Below are 21,452 nucleotides of genomic sequence, written 5' to 3'. Positions count from 1 at the left end.
CTTGAATTTTATTTGCTTTCTAAATACTCTATCACATTTTTTTCGATTCTTTCCTCTATATTAGAAATATCAGCTTTTATAAATTTCTCTCCAAGAATATTTTCATATAATTCGATATATCTGTCAGAAACTGTTTCAATGTATTTATCTGTCATCTCAGGAATTTGTTGTCCCTCTAGTCCTTGGAAACCATTTTCAATTAACCATCGGCGAACAAATTCTTTTGATAGTTGTTTTTGTTCTTCGCCTTTATCTTGTCTTTCTTGATATCCTTCAGCATAGAAATAACGCGAAGAGTCAGGAGTGTGAATTTCATCAATTAAAACTATTACACCTTCTTTAGTTTTTCCAAATTCGTACTTTGTATCTACTAGAATTAATCCTCGACTTGCTGCGATCTCCGTTCCCCTTTGATATAAATCTTTTGTAAATTTTTCCAAAACAACATAATTTTCTTCAGTGACAATTCCTTGAGATAAAATTTCCTCGCGAGAAATATCAGCATCATGGCTGCCATTAGCGGCTTTGGTTGTTGGTGTTATGATTGGTTCTGGAAATTTATCATTTTCCTTTAGATAATCAGGCATTTTTACACCACATATTTCTCTTTTACCCTGAGCGTATTCCCGCGCCGCATGACCAGAAAGATAACCGCGAATTACCATTTCAACTTTGAAAGGCTCGCACAAATGGCCAACAGCGACATTAGGATCAGGTGTTGCAACTAACCAGTTTGGTACAATATCCTCGGTCAGTTCCATAAACCTTGTCGCAATCTGGTTTAGGATTTGACCTTTATACGGAATCCCTTTTGGTAAAACAACGTCAAATGCCGAAAGTCTATCGGTGGCAACCATAACTAAAAGATTGTCGTCGATATTGTAAACTTCTCTTACTTTGCCTCTGTAAATTGATTTTTGATTGGGGAAATTAAAGTCGGTTGTCGTTATTGTACTATTCATTTTTCGTAGTTGTTGTGTTGTTGTTTTTGCAAAAATAGGTTGTTTTAAAACGCTACACAAAATTGTTTAGCATTATTCAGAAAGAACGAATCATCTTTTTCACCGCAGATTTACAGATTCTAATATACGTTAATACGCGCTGTCGAACGAATTTAATTTCTTTTTGTAAAGTATTTTAGCAAAAAGCTAATAAAATTAAAGTTACTACTAAGAAATCACCGAATCTGCGATATATCTACTTCTTTTTCCTGTCAAAATTAGGTTACTTTTTAAGCAGTGTACTATTAAATAAATCTAAGATTCGGCTATATTCATCAACCCAAGAATACGTTTCTTTAAAACCATGTGCTTCAACAGGGTATGCAGAAAGACTCCAGTTTTTCTTTCCTAATTCAATAAAACGTTGTGACATACGAACAATGTCTTTGTATTCTACATTATCATCTACCATTCCGTGAAGCATCAATAAATTTCCTTGCAAATTATCAGCAAAATATATAGGTGAACTTTTTTTGTACGCATCAGGATCGGTTTCAGGAAAATTAAGAATATTGCCCGTGTAGCCGTGATTGTAATGCGCCCAATCAGTCACGGAACGCAATGCAGCGCCAGATGCGAATTCTTTTGGAGTCGTTAACATTCCCATAAGTGTAATAAATCCTCCATACGATCCGCCATAAATTCCAACTCTTGAAGTGTCTATCCCGTGATTTTGAATAAGATAATTTTTACCATCAATTTGATCTGTTAAATCTTTGCCTCCCATGAAACGATAAATTCCTGTTCTAAAATTTCGTCCATAACCATCGCTACCTCGATAATCAATATCTAAAACAGTGTAGCCCAAATCAACTAATAAATTATGAAACATATACTCTCGGTGGTAACTGCTCCAATAATTATGAGCATTTTGTAAATAACCTGCACCATGAACAAAAAGAATTGCCGCTTTATTAGAATTACTAGATTCTGGTTTATACAATCGAGCATTCACCTTGGTTCCGTCTTGCCCTGTAAAACTAATTACTTCTGGCTCTCGCCACTTGTAGGACTTAAAACTTTCAGTTGTGGAAAATGTTATTTGGTTTAGATTTGGATTGTTTTTATTATCGCCAATATATAATTCCCATGGCTGATTTTTATATGAATATCGTACCAGCAAATTGCTTTCATCTGGAGACAAACTCACTTCATGAGCACCATCTTTTATTAAAAGTGGTTCTAAAATCAAAGTTGACAAGTTTAGTTTATAAAAGTTTCTGTTTCCAGCATGCGTTGTATTGGTTGTTAGGTAAAATGATTTTTTGTCTTTTGCCAAATTTACATCTCGCACCTCCCATTCTCCTCTGGTCAGTTGTGTTTTCTTTTTTGACTTTAAATTGTAAGTGTACAAATGAGAATATCCAGTTGCTTCTGATTGAAAATAAACAGTTTCATTATCACTTAGAAAACCTAGGGTTCCACGACCGAAAGAGCTAGAAGGAATTCCTGGGCCGCCAATCCATGCTTCATCGTGCTGATATTCTATTTCTTGAAAAGTGCCATTTTCTAAATTCAAAGTGACAATCCATCGATCTTTGTTATCTTGACTTCTAATTTCAGAAACAGCATAAGTTCCATTTTCATTATAAACAGGTTCTTGAACTACAATTAATTTATCTTTTTTCTCAGCTATTTTCGATTTTTCATATAATTCTAAATATTTTGGCACATCCTGAATATGGCTTAGCGTCGAAAAATTCACAAAAGAAACAGAGTCCTTTGCAACACTGTAGATACCAAATTTGGTTGGTATTAAATTTGTGATGGAGACTTTAGGTTTAGTATCTTCAATTTTATTGTAACCGTCAGCGGTGATGAAACGTTCCATCTTTTCACTTTTTCGTTCGAAATCTTCTGTTAATCTAAAGGTTATGTATTTCCCTTTTGGATCAACTTTCAGATTACTTAAATTGTCTTTTCCATAAAAATAAGATTTTGGGAAATCAGATTTTGTTATTTTTTCTTTAGCCAAATTCCATTTTTTTAACGCCTCTTGATCTCTTACAAATTGAAACAATTCTTGTTGCTGGGTTTTTAAAAACGACTCTTTTTCCTTTGCAACTTCGTCAGATTTTCCTTTTTTAAAATTTGTAAGTTGGATAATTGATCCCTCATTTGTGTTAAATTGAAATAAATTATCGTTTTGTCTAAAGTAAATTACTCCAGCATCAAAACCTATCTGTAAATTAGAAATAGGATTGCTTTGCTGGAACAACTTTTTGGATAAATTATTTTTAGGGAAATACGAGAATAATCTACCTTTATCGATGTAGTAAAATAAATCAGGATTAGACGTTTTTTTAAAATCCAATTTTGAAAAAGCCGCTTCAATAGGCGAAACAAGTTCAGGTTTTGTCATCCCTTTTTTCCAATAATACGTACTTGATGCTAAATCATTATTTGGATTCCAATCAAAATATACTTTTTGACCATCCACAGACCATCTTTCATTTTCTGGCTGTTCGCCAATAAATGAGTTGCCTTTCATTATTTCCTCTAACTTTAAGGATTGACTATTTACAACTATTGAAAAGAAAACACAAAAGGATAAGATTACTTTCTTGTACATATTTATTTTTTATTTTTTTTGATTTGGCTATTTGGTATCCTGAATTATTTTTTCAGAAAGATATTTAGCGACTCCATCTTCATCATTTGATAAAATAATTTCAAGATGCGGCAACTCATCCTTTAAACTTTGAGGCGCATTTCCCATTATTAATGCCTTTCCCGTTGCTTTTAACATTTTTTCGTCGTTAAATCCATCGCCAAAAGAAATGGACTGCTGAAAAGTAAAATTCTCAAGTTCTAAAATTTTAGCAATTGCAAAACTTTTATCAACTGCTTTATCCATGAATTCTAAGCAGAATGGGAGACTAAAAGCGTGGTTAAAAACATCTAAATGATTTTCTAAAATTTGATTTCGTAAAGCCAATAATATTTGATGATCATGGTGAGTAAAAAATACTTTTATGGCACTAAAATCCTCCAAAATTGTAAAATCAACCACTTCAGCATGGTAGTTTACTTCAGGTTGGAACTCATTTAATTTTTCATTATTTTTATTCGTTTGCCAAATATTTTCCCTGAATAAAACCGTAGTAATTTCTGGATCAATTTCTAAAGATAAAACAGATTTGACGGTGTCGCTGTCCATATCAAAAGAGAAAAGAAGCTCATTATTGGGAGAATGTATGCGAGCACCATTAGACGTTACTAAATAAAGTGGAATTTCCAAGCTTGACACAAGAGGTTTTGCATCTAAATGATGACGACCAGTTGCAACAATTATTATAAAATTTTGACGGTGTAATTCTTGAAAAATAGCTTTCGTGTATGCTGAAATCTTATGATTAGAATTCAGCAGTGTTCCATCTAAATCGGTGATTATTACTTTAATATTTTCTTTTAGAATCATTTAATTTTTTGTAATACAATTTTTAACAAATTTTTCTGATATGACAGAATAACATTCTATCACAATCTTAAAAGTTGCAATTATATAAATTTATTTCAACAAAAAAGGCTTCTTGCAAAGCCTTTTTTGTTTAATCATTATTTTCAATTTGTTTATAAGCGTCAATCACTTTTTTGACTAAGCGGTGGCGAACAATATCTTTATCATCTAAATATATTATCCCTATGCCCTCGACATCTTTTAATACTAATAGTGCTTCTTTGAGTCCAGAAATAGTTCTTCGTGGCAAATCGACTTGACCTGGATCACCGGTAATCATAAACTTAGCGCTTTTCCCCATACGAGTCAAAAACATTTTCATTTGGGAATGGGTTGTATTTTGAGCTTCATCTAAAATTACAAACGCATGATCGAGGGTTCTTCCGCGCATGAATGCCAATGGAGCGATTTGGATAATTCCTTTCAAAATGTAATCCTCTAATTTTTCATTTGGCAACATATCGCGCAAAGCATCATATAAAGGCTGCATATAAGGATCTAATTTTTCTTTCATGTCGCCGGGAAGAAAACCAAGGTTCTCCCCTGCCTCTACTGCCGGACGAGTTAAAATAATACGTTTGACTTGTTTTTCCTTGAGTGCTTTAACAGCCATTGCAACTCCAGTGTAGGTTTTGCCAGTTCCAGCTGGACCTACAGCAAAAACCATATCATTTTTTTCGATGTTGTCAACCAGCAACTGCTGATTGGGCGTCATAGCCTTTATAATTTTGCCACCCACGCCGTGCACTAAAATTTTGTCATGACCATGGAACTTCTTTTCTTCTTGTGCGTCACCAAGAATTACGCGTTCAATAACATTACTATCAATATTATTATAGCGTGTAAAATGGAGCATTAAGCGCTGAAAACGTTTTTCGAACTCGTCTAAAACTTCCTTTTCACCAAAAGCTTTTAGGGTTGTTCCTCGGGCGACAATTTTAAGTTTGGGATAATATTTTTTTATCGATTCAAGATGAGTGTCTTGAGCACCCCAAAATTCTTTTGGAGCGATGTCTATGAGCTCAATTATCCTTTCGTTCAAATGATGTTGTTTTAAATTAAATATTTCTATTTTTGAAAGTAATACTGTTTATGTTGATTGTGGTATTAATTTTAATTTGTAATGTCTTTTTTGCTTTTTTTGAATTTACTATTATTAGATTTGCACTTCTCAAAATTAATGAAATTTAAGTTTACACAATACTATAGTTATAAACAAATTTATGTCAATAATTACGCTAACTACAGATTACGGCTTGAAAGACCACTTTGTAGGTGCGTTGAAAGGGAAAATTATATCGGAATATTCTGAGGTACAAATTATTGATATATCGCATGAAATTGATCCGTTCAATATTGCTGAAGCAAGTTATATCATCAGCGCTGCCTATTCTAGTTTCCCAAAAGGAACTGTTCACATCATTGGCGTGGATATGGAATCTAATAAAGAGAACCAGCACATAGTTATGCAATGGAATGATCATTATTTTATTGCGGCTGATAATGGCATTTTAAGTATGCTTTCGCAAAAGATTCTTCCACAAAAAATCGTGGTTATTACTATTCACGATCGTTTGCTAACTGGTTCAGCTGATCTTGATGTTTTTGTAAAAGTAGCATGTCACCTTGCAAGAGGCGGTTTAATGAATATTATTGGTAGAGAAATTAATACGCTAAAACAAGTAACTTCTTTTCAAGCAATAGCCGCCGAAGATGGAAATTCCTTAAAAGGAAATGTAATATATATAGATCATTTTGGTAATTTAGTTACCAACATTACAAAAGAATATTTTATCCAAATTGCAAAAGGAAGACCTTATGAAATTGAATTAAAAACAAAAAATATAAAAACTATACTACCCAATTATTCGGCGATCGCAACCTCTGAAAAATATCCTATCAAATCGTATGAAGGAGAAAAATTAGCTATTTTCAATGAAGCAGGTTTTCTTGAAATTGCCGTTTTTAGGAGCAATCCTTCCACAGTGGGATCAGCTTCTAGCTTGCTTGGGTTGAATCATAAATCGATTATTACTATATTGTTTCGCTGAGAGTTTTTGATTTTAGATTGAAGATTAACGATTGAAGATTTCAGATATAAAAAGCAGATTACATGAAAACAATTATAAACATAAGTTTTAAAAATTTGAGGCAGAATTATCGAGAAGTGTATCAATTACTTTGCAAAGAATCTGGAGAAAAAAAAATAAACACCAAATCAAAAATTGCAAATGATTTGTTTTTGTTTGGTGATGATAATTATTATTTGTTACATGATTTTGTAATACAAAATAATTTAGACTTTACTAATTTTGATTATGATAAACATTTTGAAAGTGAATGCGAATTCAATATAACTATTTGGTCGATCATATCCTTAATACTCATTCCTTTATTCATTGTTAAATATATTTTATCTTTTCTGATCAACTTTCTTTCAAAGGATTTTGGAAACAAAATTCATCGTTTTAATTTCTTTTTAAAAAACTATCAATCCGATAGAATTGACTTGACAATGGGAGATTTAATTACATGTAAAATATGTGGCAAATTTCAATTAAGAGAAAATTTTCAATTTGTACTTTTAAAATCTGAAATCAAGAATCAGCAATCCTAAATCTTAAATCATAATGTTTATACGAATAGTTAAAATGAGTTTTCACGAGGAAAAGATTCCTGCTTTTTTAGAAAACTTCGAATTAGTAAAAAATAAAATAAGAAATGCGGCTGGAAATCGTTTTCTAGAATTGTATCAAGATAAAAACAACAAAAGTATTTTCTTTACTTATAGTTATTGGGAAACCGAAAATGATTTGGAAAATTATAGAAATTCGGAACTTTTTAATGAAGTTTGGAGTTTTACAAAAAAGTTGTTCAATGATAAACCTGAAGCTTGGAGTGTGGATAAACTCGCAAGTATTAAATAAGAAAAAAATTATGTCTTTGCGCTTTTGCGGCAAAAAAATTAAATATGAAATCAATAATATTACGAGAAATAAAATCCTTTTTCGGTTCGCCAATAGGTTATTTGGTTATCGCCATTTTTCTCATCATCAACGGCTTGTTTTTATGGGTTTTTGAAGGTGAATACAATATTTTAAATACCGGTTTTGCTGATCTGACTCCGTTTTTTACGCTTGCACCTTGGATTCTAATTTTCTTGATTCCTGCTGTAACGATGCGCAGTTTCTCTGATGAAAAAAAACAAGGAACACTTGAATTGTTATTGACAAAACCACTGAGTATTTGGCAAATTGTTAGCGGAAAATTTCTTGGAGCCCTACTTTTAATCATTATGGCAATTATTCCAACGTTCATTTATGTTTGGGTCATTTACGGTTTGGGATTGCCGGAGGGAAATATCGATATGGGAAGCACTATTGGTTCTTATTTTGGATTATTATTTTTAATTTCAGGCTATTCTGCTATTGGAATCTTCACTTCTACGCTATCCGAAAATCAAATTGTTGCTTTTATAGTTGCTGTGTTTTTATGCTTTTTTCTGTATTTTGGTTTTGAGGGTTTGGCTACTGTTTTACCTTCATTTTCGACTGTTATTTCGGCTTTAGGAATGCAAGATCATTATAAAAGTATGAGCCGAGGTGTTATAGATACTAGAGATATTATCTATTTTGTCAGTATTTCGGTAGTATTTCTTTCGTTTACAGTTTATAATCTAAAATCATTTAAATCGTAATGAAAACAGCTAAAAAAAATAACTTAAAATCAGTTGTAATTATTATTGCTGTTTTATTGATTATAAACCTAATCGGGAACTCCTTTTTTCATCGATTTGATTTGACAAAAGATAAAAGATATACGCTTTCAACAACGTCTTTAAATATTATCAAGCAGGTTGAAAATCCTCTGTTTATAAAGGTCTATATGCAAGGGAATTTGCCAGCTGAATTCAAAAGGTTGCAGCAGGAAACGAAACAATTGCTGGAAGAATTTCAGGCGTATAACAAAAACATAATTTTCGAATTTGTAAATCCATTGGAAAACAAAGACGAAAGCATGGATCAGATAAAAGAGTTGTATAGCAAGGGTTTAACTCCTATCAACATAACAGTTGATGATAAAGGAAAACAATCACAAGAGATGGTTTTCCCTTGGGCAATTGCAGTTTACAACAATAAGGAAGTCAACATTCCCTTATTAAAAAATATTATGGGCGCTTCTACTACTGACAAAGTAGTTGGGTCTGTTCAACATCTTGAATATTCAATTGCTGAAGGCTTAAATAAAATTACTAAAGCAAAGCAAAAGAAAATTGCAATAATCAAAGGAAATGGAGAGTTACAGGATATTTTGATGGCAAAATTTTTATTGCAAGTTCGAGAAAGTTACTTTATTGGCCCTTTTACATTAGATTCTGTCGCTAAAAATCCTGCTGTAACCTTACAAGCTTTAGAAAAATATGATTTAGCCGTCATTGCAAAACCAACAGAAAATTTCTCAGATGCTGAAAAACAGGTTTTAGATCAATTTATTATTAACGGCGGTAAAACGTTGTGGCTGATAGACCAAGTCTCAGCTGAAATGGATAGCTTGTACAATTCATCTGGCAGCACATTAGCGTATCCAAGAGATTTGAATTTGAATGATATGTTTTTTAAATATGGTATTAGAATCAATCCTGATATTATCAAAGACGAGCAAGGAAGTCCAATAAAATTAGCTACAGGAGAGCAAGGAAGCGCGACACAGTACCAGCAATTTAATTGGAAATTTGCACCGCAAGTTTATCCAAGCAGTGCTCATCCGATAGTAAAAAATTTAGGCGGAATCAAATTTGACTTTGCTAATCCGATAGATACTTTAAAAAACGGAATCCAGAAAACGATTCTGCTGCAATCGTCACCTTATTCTAAAAAGATAGGAACTCCTGCGGAAATAAATTTGAACAGTGTTTCAGAGGAAACTGCTGCGAGCGACTATCTAAAAAATGGAAACTTTCCAATGGCAGTATTATTAGAAGGCTCGTTCCGCTCTATGTTTGAAAATAGGGTTTTACCATTTGATTATCAAACTTACAAAGCTTCAGGAATAAATAACAAAATGATTGTAATTGCTGATGGTGATTTGATCAAAAATCAATTGGACAAAAACATGCAACCAGTAGAATTAGGATATGACCAACGATCTGGAAACCTATATGACAACAAAGATTTCTTGATGAATTGCGTTAATTATTTACTAGATGACACTGGACTTATTAACATTCGTGGAAAAGATTTAGATTTGCCTTTATTGGATAAAGAAAAAGTCTATCAAAATTACACTCGCACTCAAATGATAACTATCGGTCTGCCAATATTGATTTTACTACTTTTTGGGGCAATGTTTACTTTTATTCGCAAAAGAAAATACAGCAAGTAGATGTTAATAAAAAAGTTTCGAAACTCGAATAGTTTACAATATATTTGTAAAATGTATCGATTTTCGGAATGAGAATAATACGTTAAAAAATAAAACAAAAAAAATGAAATTTATTATATCGAGTTCGTACTTGTTGAAGCAATTGCAAGTTTTAGGAAATGTTATCAACAGCAGTAATACTTTGCCTATTCTAGATAACTTTTTATTTGATTTAGACCAAAATGTATTGACCGTTTCAGCTTCTGATTTGGAGACAACAATGTCAGCTACTTTAAATATTGACTCGCAAAGCAAAGGTAGCGTTGCCGTTCCTGCAAAACTGCTTCTTGAAATCCTAAAAACTTTTCCTGAGCAACCGTTGACATTTACAGTTGAAGAAAATAGCACGATAGAAATTAGTTCAAATTCAGGTAAGTATGCTTTAGCGTATGCTCCTGGCGATGAATTCCCGAAATCAGTAAATTTAGAAGATCCATCGGTAACGCTTGTTCCTGCTGGCGTTTTGGCAACAGCGATAAGCAAAACAATTTTTGCTGCCGGAAATGACGACTTACGACCAGTAATGTCAGGTGTATTCTTTCAGTTTTCTCCACAAGGATTAATTTTTGTCGCAACAGATGCACATAAATTAGTTAAATATGCAAGAACTGATGTTACAGCATCTCAAGTGGCCGATTTTATTATGCCAAAAAAGCCTTTGACTATTTTAAAAAATATTTTAACATCATCTGAAACAGAAGTAAAAATTGAATATAACGATTCAAATGCTACTTTTTCTTTTGAAAATTATATTTTGATGTGTCGCTTGATTGACGGAAAATATCCAAATTATGAAGCGGTAATTCCAAAAGAAAACCCTAATAAATTAATGATTGAACGTTCTCAATTTTTGAGTTCTGTGCGTCGTGTGGCTATTTTTTCGAATAAAACAACACACCAAATTCGTTTGAAAATCGCTGGTGCTGAATTGAATGTTTCTGCTGAAGATATTGACTATTCAAATAAAGCGGAAGAAAGATTGACTTGTGATTATCAAGGCGACGATATGCAAATAGGTTATAACTCCCGTTTCTTGACAGAGATGTTGACCAACTTACAGTCAGACATGATTATGCTTGAAATGTCATTGCCTAATAGAGCTGGAATTCTAACTCCAGTAGATGGATTAGAAGAAGGTGAAACAGTTACCATGCTAGTTATGCCAGTAATGCTGAATAACTAGGCTTATAATTGATTAATTTTTTTATAAAATACGCTATTAACCAAACCATTTTTATACTAAAGAAGCCGTTTTGATTTCTCAAAACGGCTTTTTTTTGATAATTATGAACTACATTTTATATCAATTGTATTTATTTTGAAGTCAAAATATTTCCGAAATTTTTATCTTTTCTTTTTATTGGTGCAGGGTCTCGATTTGGTTGCGCGCGCGAAGTGAGACGCTTCCAGCGTGACAAATGGAGTAAGTTTGGGGGAGCATCCGAGCGTGACAAATGTAATAAGTTTGGGGAGCAGCGACGCTTCCAGCGTGACAAATGGAGTAAAGTTTGGGGGAGCATTCCAGCGTGATAAATGTAATAAGTCTAGAGAGCAGAGACGCTCCCAGCGTGACAAATGGAGTAGCTCTCGCATATTGAGACGCTTCCAGCGTGACAATTGGAGTAGATCTCGAGGATTGAGACGCTTCCATCGTGACAATTGGAGTCCTTCCCGCAGAATGAGAAGTTTCTAGCGTGCCAATGGGAGTAGATCTCGAGCATTGAGACGCTTCCAGCGTGACAAATGTAATAAGTCTAGAGAGCAGAGACGCTTCCAGCGTGACAATTGGAGTAAATAAAAAAGTGTTTTTTCTATCATCTCAATTATTTCTAACCTCGTACTTCAAACCTCGTACCTCTTACTTCATATCTTTTACCTCGTACTTCAAATCTCGTACCTCGTACTTCAAACCTCGTACCTTGTACCTCAACCCTCGTACCTCAAACCTCGTTCCCCTAAATCACTCCCATTTTTTTCATTAAAAAAGTCGCACTTCTATTTTTACAAATTCCATCTCTTAATTTGTAATCAAAGTGTAGATCATTATTGATAATTTCAACTTCAAAGCATTTGTTTGTTAAAACTTCTGGGTATTCATTTGTTGTTAAGCAAACTTCAATATCATGAGTTGCAATGGCTCCAATTGCTTTTTTAGCAATTATTTTTTTGACTACTTCGATTGTTCCATTACGTTTGTCATCAGAATTTGTCCCGCGCAAAATTTCATCTAATAATACAAATGCGGGTTGGCTTTCCAATTCGTCCATAATTTGCTTTAAGCGTTTAATTTCAGCAAAGAAATACGATTCGCTGTCAGATAATGAATCGGATAAACGCATCGACACTAATACCGGCAAAGGATGCACATTTGCATGACTTGCGCAAACAGGCGAACCCATTCCTGTCAAGACCATATTAATTCCCAAGCTTCTTAAAAAAGTACTTTTTCCCGACATATTAGAACCGGTCAAGATCATAAAAGATTCAGGATAAAAACGCACATCATTTCCTATTCTTGTGTTTTCATTTAGTAATGGATGACTTAAATCAGCAAAATCAATTTTGAAATTATCGTTTAATGTTGGATATACATAAGCTGGATTGTTATAAGCCATGTTGGCCAGACTATTCAGCATTTCAAGTTCTCCAATTACTTCCAGCCAAATTTCTAATGTATCTGCGTGATCATTTTTCCACTGAATTAATGATTTAAAAACATGAAGATTATATAAAAAAGTACCATTAAAAAGCACAGCTGTTACTAGATTACTAATGGTATCCATACTTGAAAATAAAGACGATAATTTCTTAAAATGTACACTAGCATTCTCCTTTTTGTAAGTCAGTTTTTGCTGTAAATTGATCAATTTTTCAGATACAAATGTTTCGTCTTCAATTTTTCTTAACAGCAAACTGTATTGTGCAATTGTTTTATCAATGTTTGAAGAATTAGCAATTTCAAACTGAATTCGCTTCATAAACCGACCCAAAACAATAAGATTTAAAACAAATAAGTAGGTTAAAATCGTGATAAGAGTAAAGTTGGAAGTAACAATATAACCAATCAAAACACCAATAAAGGCTGCGGGTAAAAAATAGGAAAGAAAGACAGTAAATGGAGATAAAGGTGTGCTGTTGTACCTACTCCATTTTAGAAGAGTTTGATAATTGGATTGACTATCATTACTTATTTTAGCGAAAGCCAGAAACTCTTGACGCCAGTCAAATTTTATCGTCAACTCTTTTACCGCTTCGTGATTTTTAAGAATTTCGTCATTTGGCGAAAGCCTTAACATTTTCTCTGCTAATATTTTTTTACCAATAAAAGTGGCCGTCCTATTCACATTTTGAAACAACGAATGTTCTCCAAAAATATCTAAATCGTAGGCATAAGGATGCTGGAAATTAATGAATTCTTGTCCGTTTTCAAATGGAATTTTCTCTCGCTCTAGATACGAAATCTCGTTATCGTTAATGTGTACTAAAGCTTGGCTGACTTGCTTTTTAAAAAGTAATTTGGAATGCACACGCATTAAAATTAAAAAGCTAACAAATAGTAATACAGACAATGCAGTAAATAAAATTGAACTTGTTTTAAGATAATAATAGATGCTAACAAAAAAAAGTACAATCGAGATAAGCCTTAAAAAGCTCACGCTATTGTACTTTTTAATAATTGTATTTAATTGAACTGAATAAGCGTCTTTTTTTGTTTTGTAAATTTCCATTGTCCAAATTGATGAAATACAAATGTAAGCAAAATCGCGTGCAAAAGTCTATGGAAATTACACCGACAAAAATCATTGGAATTGTAATTTTAAATCACAAAAACAATTCTATTCAATAGGAATTGCTAAAATAGGAATTTCATTGTGCGTTGCGATTTTTTTTGTCAAACTTGGATTAAATATGCTGTCAAAAAAACCTCTTTTATAAGTAAGCATAGTCAAAATATCAACTTCTTTGTACATAACAAAATCTATAATTACCGCTTCTACATCATCGTTTTGAACAACGTAGAAATCTACAGGTTCAGCAGCAAATTCCTCTTCCCACTGCGCTATTGTTTGGGCCGAGACATCTGATTCATCTGTTTTTACATAAAGACATTTAACTTTAGCATTTGATTTTTTAGCAATTTTCAATACCATCTTCAGTGCTTTTTTATCTTTGGGTCTGAAACGAGTGGTAAATCCTAAAATTTTTATTTTCTCAAATTTCGCTTTTATTGGAACGCATAACATTGGTACACTAATTCCAGAAATTACAGAGCCTGCATTCGTACCAATGAAAAATGCTTCCCATCCGGTAGTACCTGAAGTTCCCATGACAACAAAATCGATAGCATCATCTTTGATCGATTTTTTTATATTAGGCAATAGATCACCGTCTAATAATCGGTGCGATAATTTGATCGAACCCAAATTGCGTTCTTCGGCGATGGCGCGCAGTTTTGGAATTTCATTTTTAAACATTTCAAATTGCGAAAGCTCGAGCGACTCATAAATTAATGCATAATTTTCAGGGAAAAATTGGTTGTCATAAATTGGTAAATTAAATGTGTGTAATAAAACAATTTCACCATTTACCTTTTTTGCAAATTCCAATGCGTGCACAAAAGCATTTGTAGCAGTATCGGAAAAATCAGTTGGAAACAATATTTTTTTCATCTTATCGAAATATTAAATGGTGTAAATTTATTTGGTGAAATTCAAGTTAATCTCTAACTAGTTTAAAATTAATTTTGAAATCATGTATTATTCGTGAATGGCTAGAAGTGGAATGTTTATGTGAAGTGCTAATTTCTTAGAAATACTGGTTTCAAAAAATTTTTCGAAAAAATTCTTATGATAAACGTGCATCGAAACTAAGTTAATTGCATTTGATTTTATAAATTCTAAAGTCAATCCCTCAGTATCACTACCTTCAATTAAGTGAAAGTTAACAGTTTCCGAATCTGCTAATTGTTTCCAATCTTCTCTAGCATCAATAGCCTCATTATCATGTGAAGAAATTATCCGTAAGCAATCTAAATGGGCGTTGACTGTTTTAGAAAAAGATACTATTTTTTTAAAAGATTCAGTGTCTACTGATTTGTATTGTGTCAAAAACAATATTTTTTTAATTGCTTGATAATTACAATCTGCTGGAATTACTAGAATTAATGATTTTACCTCATTCATAACTTTGGTGGCAACCGTACCAAAAACCGATTCTCTAAAACTGGTTCCGCCTTTAGTTCCCATAATCACAATATCAAAATAATCATTTTCTGCCATTTTTCTGATTTGAGAAACGGTGTCTCCAGCAATTAAAACGTGACTCATTTTGATGTGACCTAAGTTATTAACTTCGGCAACGGTTCTAAGAGCAGGAACCTCATCTCTATAATTTTCAAATGTAGCAAGTTCAGTTACATCATAAATCTCATGCAAGTAGGCAACTGCATTTACAAAATGAGCTTGTGGGGGTTCATAAACGTGAATAGTTACTATTTCAGCGTTAATACTATCAGCCAATTGCAAGGCATAAATAAATGCATTTTTTGATGCGACTGAAAAATCGGTGGGAAACAATATTTTTTTTGACATGTTTATTGTTTTAGAACTTAATGCTTAGATAAAATTACAAAATTTAAAATAAAGTAATATGATAATTATCATTTAGCGTACTTTTCAGTCAGATCAGAAAACAAATGCTTTCCTAATTTCATGCTTGTGGCCATAGCTATTTTAGTTACTTTTGTATAAAATTGAAAAATAAATATGATACCTAATGATTCAATAGTTGCACTTGCAACGCCTTCTGGAGCGGGAGCTATAGCCGTAATTCGGATTTCAGGACAACAGGCCATTGCTATAGGAAACACTGTTTTTAAATCCATCAAAAATAAAGTGTTAACAACTCAAAAAACACATACTTTGCATTTGGGTCATATTATGGATGCGGCTAAAACTTTGGACGAAGTCTTAGTTTCTATTTTTAAAGCGCCAAATTCCTATACTGGTGAAAATACTATAGAAATTTCGTGTCATGGCTCTCCCTATATTCAACAACAAATCATACAATTACTTCTAAGGAAGGGTTGTCGAATGGCTGATCCAGGCGAATTTACGCTACGCGCTTTCCTGAACGGTAAACTAGATTTATCACAAGCAGAAGCCGTTGCCGATTTAATTTCGTCAGATAATGAAGCCTCGCACCAAATCGCGATGCAGCAAATGCGTGGTGGTTTCTCGAATGAAATTGCGAAACTGCGGGAAGAATTATTGAATTTTGCTTCGTTGATCGAACTCGAGCTGGACTTTGCAGAAGAAGATGTAGAATTTGCTGATAGAACTCAATTCCATGAATTATTAAACCGAATTGAGTTTGTTTTAAAACGTTTAATCGATTCATTTGCCGTAGGAAATGTTATTAAAAACGGAATACCCGTTGCTATTGTAGGCGAACCAAACGTAGGAAAATCAACGCTTTTGAATGCTTTGTTAAATGAGGAACGCGCCATAGTTTCGGAAATCGCGGGCACAACCCGTGATACGATTGAAGATGAACTGGTTATTGGCGGTATTGGATTCCGATTTATAGATACGGCTGGAATTCGAGAAACCCAAGATGTTGTAGAAAGCATTGGTATTCGTAAAACATTTGAAAAAATCGAGCAAGCACAAGTGGTTGTGTATTTGAGTCCGCTTACGCCAAAAGGAGGAACATTAAACGCTGAAAATGTAAAGCAAGTGCAGCTAGAAATTGAGAAAATTAAGAACCAATTTCCGTTGAAACCATTAATCATTATCGGTAATAAAAAGGATTTATTCTCAGAGGACCAAATTGAAAATCTCCAATCTCAAATCCCAAATATTTTACTAATTTCTGCCAAAGAGAATATTGGTATTGAAGATCTTAAAGATAAATTACTATCATTTGTCAATACCGGCGCTTTGCGCAATAACGAAACAATTGTGACAAATACCAGACATTACGATTCCTTACTAAAAGCCTTAGATGAAATCACGAAAGTGAAATTTGGTTTAGAGACCAATCTTTCTAGCGACTTAATGGCGCTAGATATTAAGGAAGCGTTGTATCAATTTGGCACGATTACAGGGCAAGTGAGTAATGATGAATTACTGGGAAATATATTTGCGAATTTTTGTATTGGGAAATAATTCTAATTAAAAATCTAAATAATTTTAAATTTTTAAAAGGTCCAAACCAACTTATATATTTTTTTACAATGCCATTATCGCATAAAAGCAAAACCAGACAACATCTTAACTTTCAATATTTTTAAAAACAAAATCTTATTTGAAAAATAAAACGTTAAACTGTTAACGATTGCATTTCATACCAATAAAACATCATCGTTAAATAAGAGTCAATTTGTCCAACACCATTTGATAAGTTGGAGTTTCAACCTCATAATTTAATCCTTCATTGACAACAAATTCTGTTAATGAAGCCAATTCTATTTTACTTGCTGCTATTAAATCTCTATGCATCGAAGATGTTGCATCAAGTGGTGACTTTTCGAGTTTCTGGATACTTTGCATTACGATATCTTGCGGCAAATTCAATCCTTTTACGGCAGCAAGCATTGTGATTTCATTTAATAAATCAACATAAAACAATCTGCTTTTTTTATCATTTAAAATTTCACCAATATTTTGATCTAAATAGCAAGTCGCTGAAGCCAATGCAGATATGAAAACAAATTTTTCCCAAACAGTTTCTTCAATATTTTCAACCAAATAACTCTCGATTCCCGCGTTCGCAAAAATGGATTGCAATTTATTTAAAATAGAAATTGGTGCAGTTGGGGAACCAAAAAATAGTTTCTCGTAGGTTCCAATTTTTTTTATCACACCAGCAGAAACAATCATTGCAACAATATAAACACATCCTTGCAGAACTTCATTTTCAGGAAACAAAACACTAATGCGCTCTGGTGCATCTACGCCATTGTACAAGGGGAGAATTACTGTATTTTTTGTGATACATTTTTTTATCGAAAATAAACTTTCCTCAATATCATACGTTTTTGTTGCGCAAATTAAAAAATCCAACTTTCCTATTACTTGCGGATCATTAGAAACTACATCTGGAAAAACGACTATTTCATCATTATCCGTTACAATTTTTAACCCGTTTTTTGAGATTGTTTTTTGCGTTTCACCCCTTGCGATAAATATAATTTCTACAGAACTGGATTTGGAATATGCTTTTGCCAATAGACCTCCAAAATAACCTCCCACGCCGCCTACTCCTAAAATTCCAATCCTTGTTTTCATATTTTGATAATATTTGTTTTTTATTGGAATATGGAATTCGCATATCTTCATCGGTGTTTGCGACCAAATCTAGGTTATGCTCATTTCATAACAACATTTTTCTCAAAAATAAACGTTTATGGACTTATGATCCAACCTAATTCGCATTAATCTTTAACATAAACTTTTAAACTGTTGTAACTATAGAACAAATCAAAATAGTAACTTTGCGTTTTTGCAAAAAATTATGTTAGACAAAGACAATACTATTGAAGTTCAAGGTGCTCGCGTTCACAATCTTAAAAATATAGATGTTTCCATTCCTCGTGAAAAATTAGTTGTAATCACTGGCCTTTCAGGCTCTGGAAAATCCTCTCTCGCTTTTGATACTATTTATGCTGAAGGTCAACGTCGTTACGTGGAAACATTTTCGGCTTATGCAAGGCAGTTTCTGGGTGGTTTAGAACGTCCCGATGTTGATAAAATTGATGGGCTTTCGCCAGTAATTGCCATTGAACAAAAAACAACTAGCAAAAGCCCTCGTTCTACTGTGGGAACAATTACCGAAATTTATGATTTTCTGCGTTTGCTCTACGCGCGTGGAGCAGATGCATATAGTTACAATACTGGAGATAAAATGGTCTCCTACTCTGACGAGCAAATCAAAGATTTAATTATACGAGATTTTACAGGAAAACGAATCAACATTTTAGCGCCTGTTATTAGAGCCCGAAAAGGACATTATGCCGAACTTTTTCAGCAAATTGCCAAGCAAGGTTTTCTAAAAGTTCGTGTGAATAATGCGATTTTAGATATTACTCTTGGAATGAAGTTGGACCGTTATAAAACACACGATATTGAAATTGTAGTGGACAGAATGGTCATTGATAATAGTCTGGAAAACGAAAAACGACTATCGGAAAGCATTAATACTGCCATGCATCACGGTGAGAATGTATTGATGGTTCTGGACCAAGACTCCAATGAAGTGCGTTATTTCAGTCGGAATTTAATGTGTCCAACCACTGGAATTTCATATCAGAATCCAGAACCCAATTTATTTTCTTTCAACTCTCCAAAAGGCGCTTGCGATCATTGCAACGGTCTAGGAACTGTAAATGAAATCAATGTTAAAAAGATTGTTCCAAATCCGAAAATGACAATTAAGGCAGGTGGTTTTGCGCCTTTGGGCGAATATAAAAGCTCTTGGATTTTCAAGCAACTTGAAATCATAGGAGAAAAATATGATTTTAAATTAACAGATGCTATCGAAAAAATTCCCACCGAAGCGATGGAAATGATTTTGAATGGTGGAAAAGAAAAATTTACAATTAATTCGAAAGATTTAGGCGTTGCTCGCGATTACAAAATTGATTTTGAAGGAATATCACATTTTATCAAAAATCAGTTTGATGAAAGTAATTCCACTTCCATAAAGCGATGGGCTAAGGAATTTATGGACGAGATTAAATGTCCTGTTTGTGAAGGTTCTCGTCTAAAAAAAGAAGCATTATTTTTCAAAATAAACGAAAAAAATATAACCGAATTGTGCGATATGGACATTTCGGATTTGACGGCTTGGTTCAATGACCTTGACAATCATTTATCTGATAAACAAAAACGCATTGCGACCGAAGTAATCAAAGAAATTAAAGATAGATTGAATTTCTTGATGAACGTAGGTTTGGATTATTTGGCTTTAAGCCGAAGTTCAAAATCACTTTCTGGTGGTGAAGCACAACGCATCCGTTTAGCGACTCAAATCGGCTCGCAGCTAGTTGGCGTTTTGTATATTTTGGATGAACCAAGTATCGGTTTGCACCAAAGAGATAATGAAAAATTAATTCATTCGCTCGAGCAATTGCGGGACTTAGGAAACTCAGTTATTGTAGTGGAACATGACAAAGACATGATTGAACGTGCTGATTATGTGATCGATATTGGACCAAAAGCAGGCAAATATGGTGGTGAAATCATCAGTAAAGGAACGCCCGCCGAAATCCTAAAACACCATACCATTACAGCAATGTATATGAATGGCGAAATGAAAATTGAAATTCCAAAGAAACGCAGAGAAGGAAACGGCAAGTTTTTAAAACTAACTGGAGCAACAGGAAATAACCTAAAAAATGTATCGATTGAGTTGCCTTTGGGCAAAATGATTTGCGTTACAGGAGTTTCCGGAAGTGGAAAATCAACGTTGATTAATGAAACGCTATACCCTATTTTGAACGCTTATTATTTTAATGGCGTCAAAAAACCTAAGCCGTACAAAAAAATTGAAGGATTGGAACATATCGATAAAGTTATTGATATTGACCAAAGTCCAATTGGTCGCACACCACGCTCAAATCCCGCTACATATACCGAAGTTTTTACTGAAATTAGAAATCTGTTTACGATGACCTCAGAGAGTATGATTCGGGGTTACAAGGCAGGACGTTTTAGTTTTAATGTAAAAGGCGGGCGATGTGAAACCTGCGAAGGTTCAGGTGTTCGTACTATCGAAATGAACTTTCTACCTGATGTCTATGTCGAATGCGAAACCTGCCAAGGAAAACGTTTTAATCGAGAAACATTAGAAATTCGGTACAAAGGAAAATCAATTTCTGATATATTGAACATGACCGTTGATGAAGCTGTCCCTTTCTTTGAATTGATTCCGAAGATTTACCGAAAGGTAAAAACAATTCAGGATGTGGGTTTGGGATATATTACACTAGGTCAACAAAGCACAACGCTATCTGGTGGTGAAGCACAACGCATCAAACTAGCAGGAGAATTAAGCAAAAAAGATACGGGAAATACTTTCTATATTCTCGATGAACCCACTACAGGATTGCATTTTGAAGACATTAGAGTTTTGATGGAAGTGATTAATAAGTTAGTTGATAAAGGAAACACAATCCTGATTATTGAACATAATATGGACGTTATTAAACTAGCGGATTACATTATTGACATAGGCCCAGAAGGCGGAAAAGGCGGCGGACAACTAATAGCTAAAGGAACTCCGGAAGAAGTCGCTAAAAGCAAAAAAAGTTACACAGCGCAGTTTCTAAAAAAAGAATTAGCATAACCTCCCCTCCGCTGGAGCAGTGCCATTAGGGCTTGGTAGTTTCTTCGCTGTCAAATAATTAAATAATTCCTAAAAACAATCTTTCAAACCTCCCCTCCGCTGGAGGGGTGCCCGTAGGGCGGGGTGGTTTCTTCGCTGTCAAATAATTAAATAATTCCTAAAACACCCCTTCAAACCTCCCCTCCGCTGGAGGAGTGCCCGTAGGGCGGGTGGTTTTTTCG

The 21,452-nt window shown here is 33.6% G+C and carries 16 protein-coding genes; 8 read left to right on the top strand and 8 right to left on the bottom strand.

What is annotated here, in order from left to right; translation table 11 throughout:
* Nucleotides 1–8: 8 nt before the first annotated feature.
* The 4 genes from BUB42_RS05065 to BUB42_RS05050 all read right to left on the bottom strand — a co-directional run bounded on the left by BUB42_RS05065 (nucleotide 9) and on the right by BUB42_RS05050 (nucleotide 5,503).
* Nucleotides 9–962 (bottom strand): phosphoribosylaminoimidazolesuccinocarboxamide synthase, encoded by a 954-nt coding sequence (locus BUB42_RS05065; RefSeq protein WP_073017822.1) that lies wholly within the window; start codon nucleotides 960–962, stop codon nucleotides 9–11.
* A gap of 262 nt (nucleotides 963–1,224) precedes the next feature.
* Nucleotides 1,225–3,573 carry a S9 family peptidase gene (locus BUB42_RS05060; RefSeq protein WP_073017821.1) on the bottom strand — a complete coding sequence of 783 codons (2,349 nt, stop codon included), beginning with the start codon at nucleotides 3,571–3,573 and terminating at the stop codon, nucleotides 1,225–1,227.
* 27 nt (nucleotides 3,574–3,600) lie between these two features.
* Nucleotides 3,601–4,422 (bottom strand): Cof-type HAD-IIB family hydrolase, encoded by an 822-nt coding sequence (locus tag BUB42_RS05055; RefSeq protein ID WP_073017819.1) that lies wholly within the window; start codon nucleotides 4,420–4,422, stop codon nucleotides 3,601–3,603.
* 130 nt (nucleotides 4,423–4,552) lie between these two features.
* Entirely contained in the window at nucleotides 4,553–5,503 is a 951-nt protein-coding gene (locus BUB42_RS05050) for a PhoH family protein (protein WP_073017817.1), read from the bottom strand.
* Between the two features lie 181 nt (nucleotides 5,504–5,684).
* On the opposite strand from BUB42_RS05050, the gene BUB42_RS05045 reads away from it, so the two are divergent.
* The 6 genes from BUB42_RS05045 to dnaN all read left to right on the top strand — a co-directional run bounded on the left by BUB42_RS05045 (nucleotide 5,685) and on the right by dnaN (nucleotide 11,065).
* A complete protein-coding gene (locus tag BUB42_RS05045; RefSeq protein WP_073017815.1) occupies nucleotides 5,685–6,512 on the top strand; it encodes an SAM hydrolase/SAM-dependent halogenase family protein in 828 nt (275 codons plus the stop codon).
* Between the two features lie 62 nt (nucleotides 6,513–6,574).
* Entirely contained in the window at nucleotides 6,575–7,078 is a 504-nt protein-coding gene (locus BUB42_RS05040; RefSeq protein WP_073017813.1) for a hypothetical protein, read from the top strand.
* A 13-nt stretch (nucleotides 7,079–7,091) separates the two neighbouring features.
* Nucleotides 7,092–7,388, top strand: coding sequence for a putative quinol monooxygenase (locus BUB42_RS05035; RefSeq protein WP_073017812.1), 297 nt, complete (start codon nucleotides 7,092–7,094; stop codon nucleotides 7,386–7,388).
* A gap of 44 nt (nucleotides 7,389–7,432) precedes the next feature.
* The gene (gldF, locus tag BUB42_RS05030; RefSeq protein ID WP_073017810.1) at nucleotides 7,433–8,158 is read left to right on the top strand and encodes a gliding motility-associated ABC transporter permease subunit GldF; all 726 of its coding nucleotides are present in this window, start codon (nucleotides 7,433–7,435) and stop codon (nucleotides 8,156–8,158) included.
* Nucleotides 8,158–9,843, top strand: a complete 1,686-nt coding sequence (gene gldG / locus BUB42_RS05025; protein ID WP_073017809.1) for a gliding motility-associated ABC transporter substrate-binding protein GldG — start codon at nucleotides 8,158–8,160, stop codon at nucleotides 9,841–9,843. The genes gldF and gldG overlap by 1 nt, the downstream gene beginning before the upstream one ends.
* A gap of 103 nt (nucleotides 9,844–9,946) precedes the next feature.
* Nucleotides 9,947–11,065 carry a DNA polymerase III subunit beta gene (dnaN, locus tag BUB42_RS05020; RefSeq protein ID WP_073017807.1) on the top strand — a complete coding sequence of 373 codons (1,119 nt, stop codon included), beginning with the start codon at nucleotides 9,947–9,949 and terminating at the stop codon, nucleotides 11,063–11,065.
* Between the two features lie 772 nt (nucleotides 11,066–11,837).
* On the opposite strand, the gene BUB42_RS05015 is transcribed toward dnaN, so the two are convergent.
* The 3 genes from BUB42_RS05015 to BUB42_RS05005 all read right to left on the bottom strand — a co-directional run bounded on the left by BUB42_RS05015 (nucleotide 11,838) and on the right by BUB42_RS05005 (nucleotide 15,473).
* Entirely contained in the window at nucleotides 11,838–13,610 is a 1,773-nt protein-coding gene (locus BUB42_RS05015) for a MutS-related protein (RefSeq protein WP_073017805.1), read from the bottom strand.
* Nucleotides 13,611–13,718: 108 nt separating this feature from the next.
* Entirely contained in the window at nucleotides 13,719–14,552 is an 834-nt protein-coding gene (locus tag BUB42_RS05010; protein WP_073017803.1) for a universal stress protein, read from the bottom strand.
* An 87-nt stretch (nucleotides 14,553–14,639) separates the two neighbouring features.
* Nucleotides 14,640–15,473 (bottom strand): universal stress protein, encoded by an 834-nt coding sequence (locus BUB42_RS05005; RefSeq protein WP_073017801.1) that lies wholly within the window; start codon nucleotides 15,471–15,473, stop codon nucleotides 14,640–14,642.
* A gap of 174 nt (nucleotides 15,474–15,647) precedes the next feature.
* Between BUB42_RS05005 and mnmE the strand changes: the two genes are divergently transcribed.
* Complete coding sequence (gene mnmE, locus BUB42_RS05000) at nucleotides 15,648–17,051, top strand: tRNA uridine-5-carboxymethylaminomethyl(34) synthesis GTPase MnmE (protein ID WP_073017799.1); 1,404 nt, start codon at nucleotides 15,648–15,650, stop codon at nucleotides 17,049–17,051.
* 198 nt (nucleotides 17,052–17,249) lie between these two features.
* Here mnmE and BUB42_RS04995 read toward each other — a convergent pair whose 3' ends face one another.
* Nucleotides 17,250–18,173 (bottom strand): ketopantoate reductase family protein, encoded by a 924-nt coding sequence (locus tag BUB42_RS04995; RefSeq protein WP_073017883.1) that lies wholly within the window; start codon nucleotides 18,171–18,173, stop codon nucleotides 17,250–17,252.
* A 226-nt stretch (nucleotides 18,174–18,399) separates the two neighbouring features.
* On the opposite strand from BUB42_RS04995, the gene uvrA reads away from it, so the two are divergent.
* Entirely contained in the window at nucleotides 18,400–21,231 is a 2,832-nt protein-coding gene (uvrA, locus tag BUB42_RS04990) for an excinuclease ABC subunit UvrA (RefSeq protein ID WP_073017797.1), read from the top strand.
* Nucleotides 21,232–21,452 lie beyond the last annotated feature (221 nt).

Origin of the sequence: Flavobacterium micromati (genome assembly GCF_900129585.1) — a bacterium.
Classification (GTDB): Bacteria; Bacteroidota; Bacteroidia; order Flavobacteriales; family Flavobacteriaceae; genus Flavobacterium; species Flavobacterium micromati.
The sequence above is the reverse complement of the archived record's forward strand: the minus strand, read 5'-3'. Positions and strand labels throughout refer to the sequence as shown.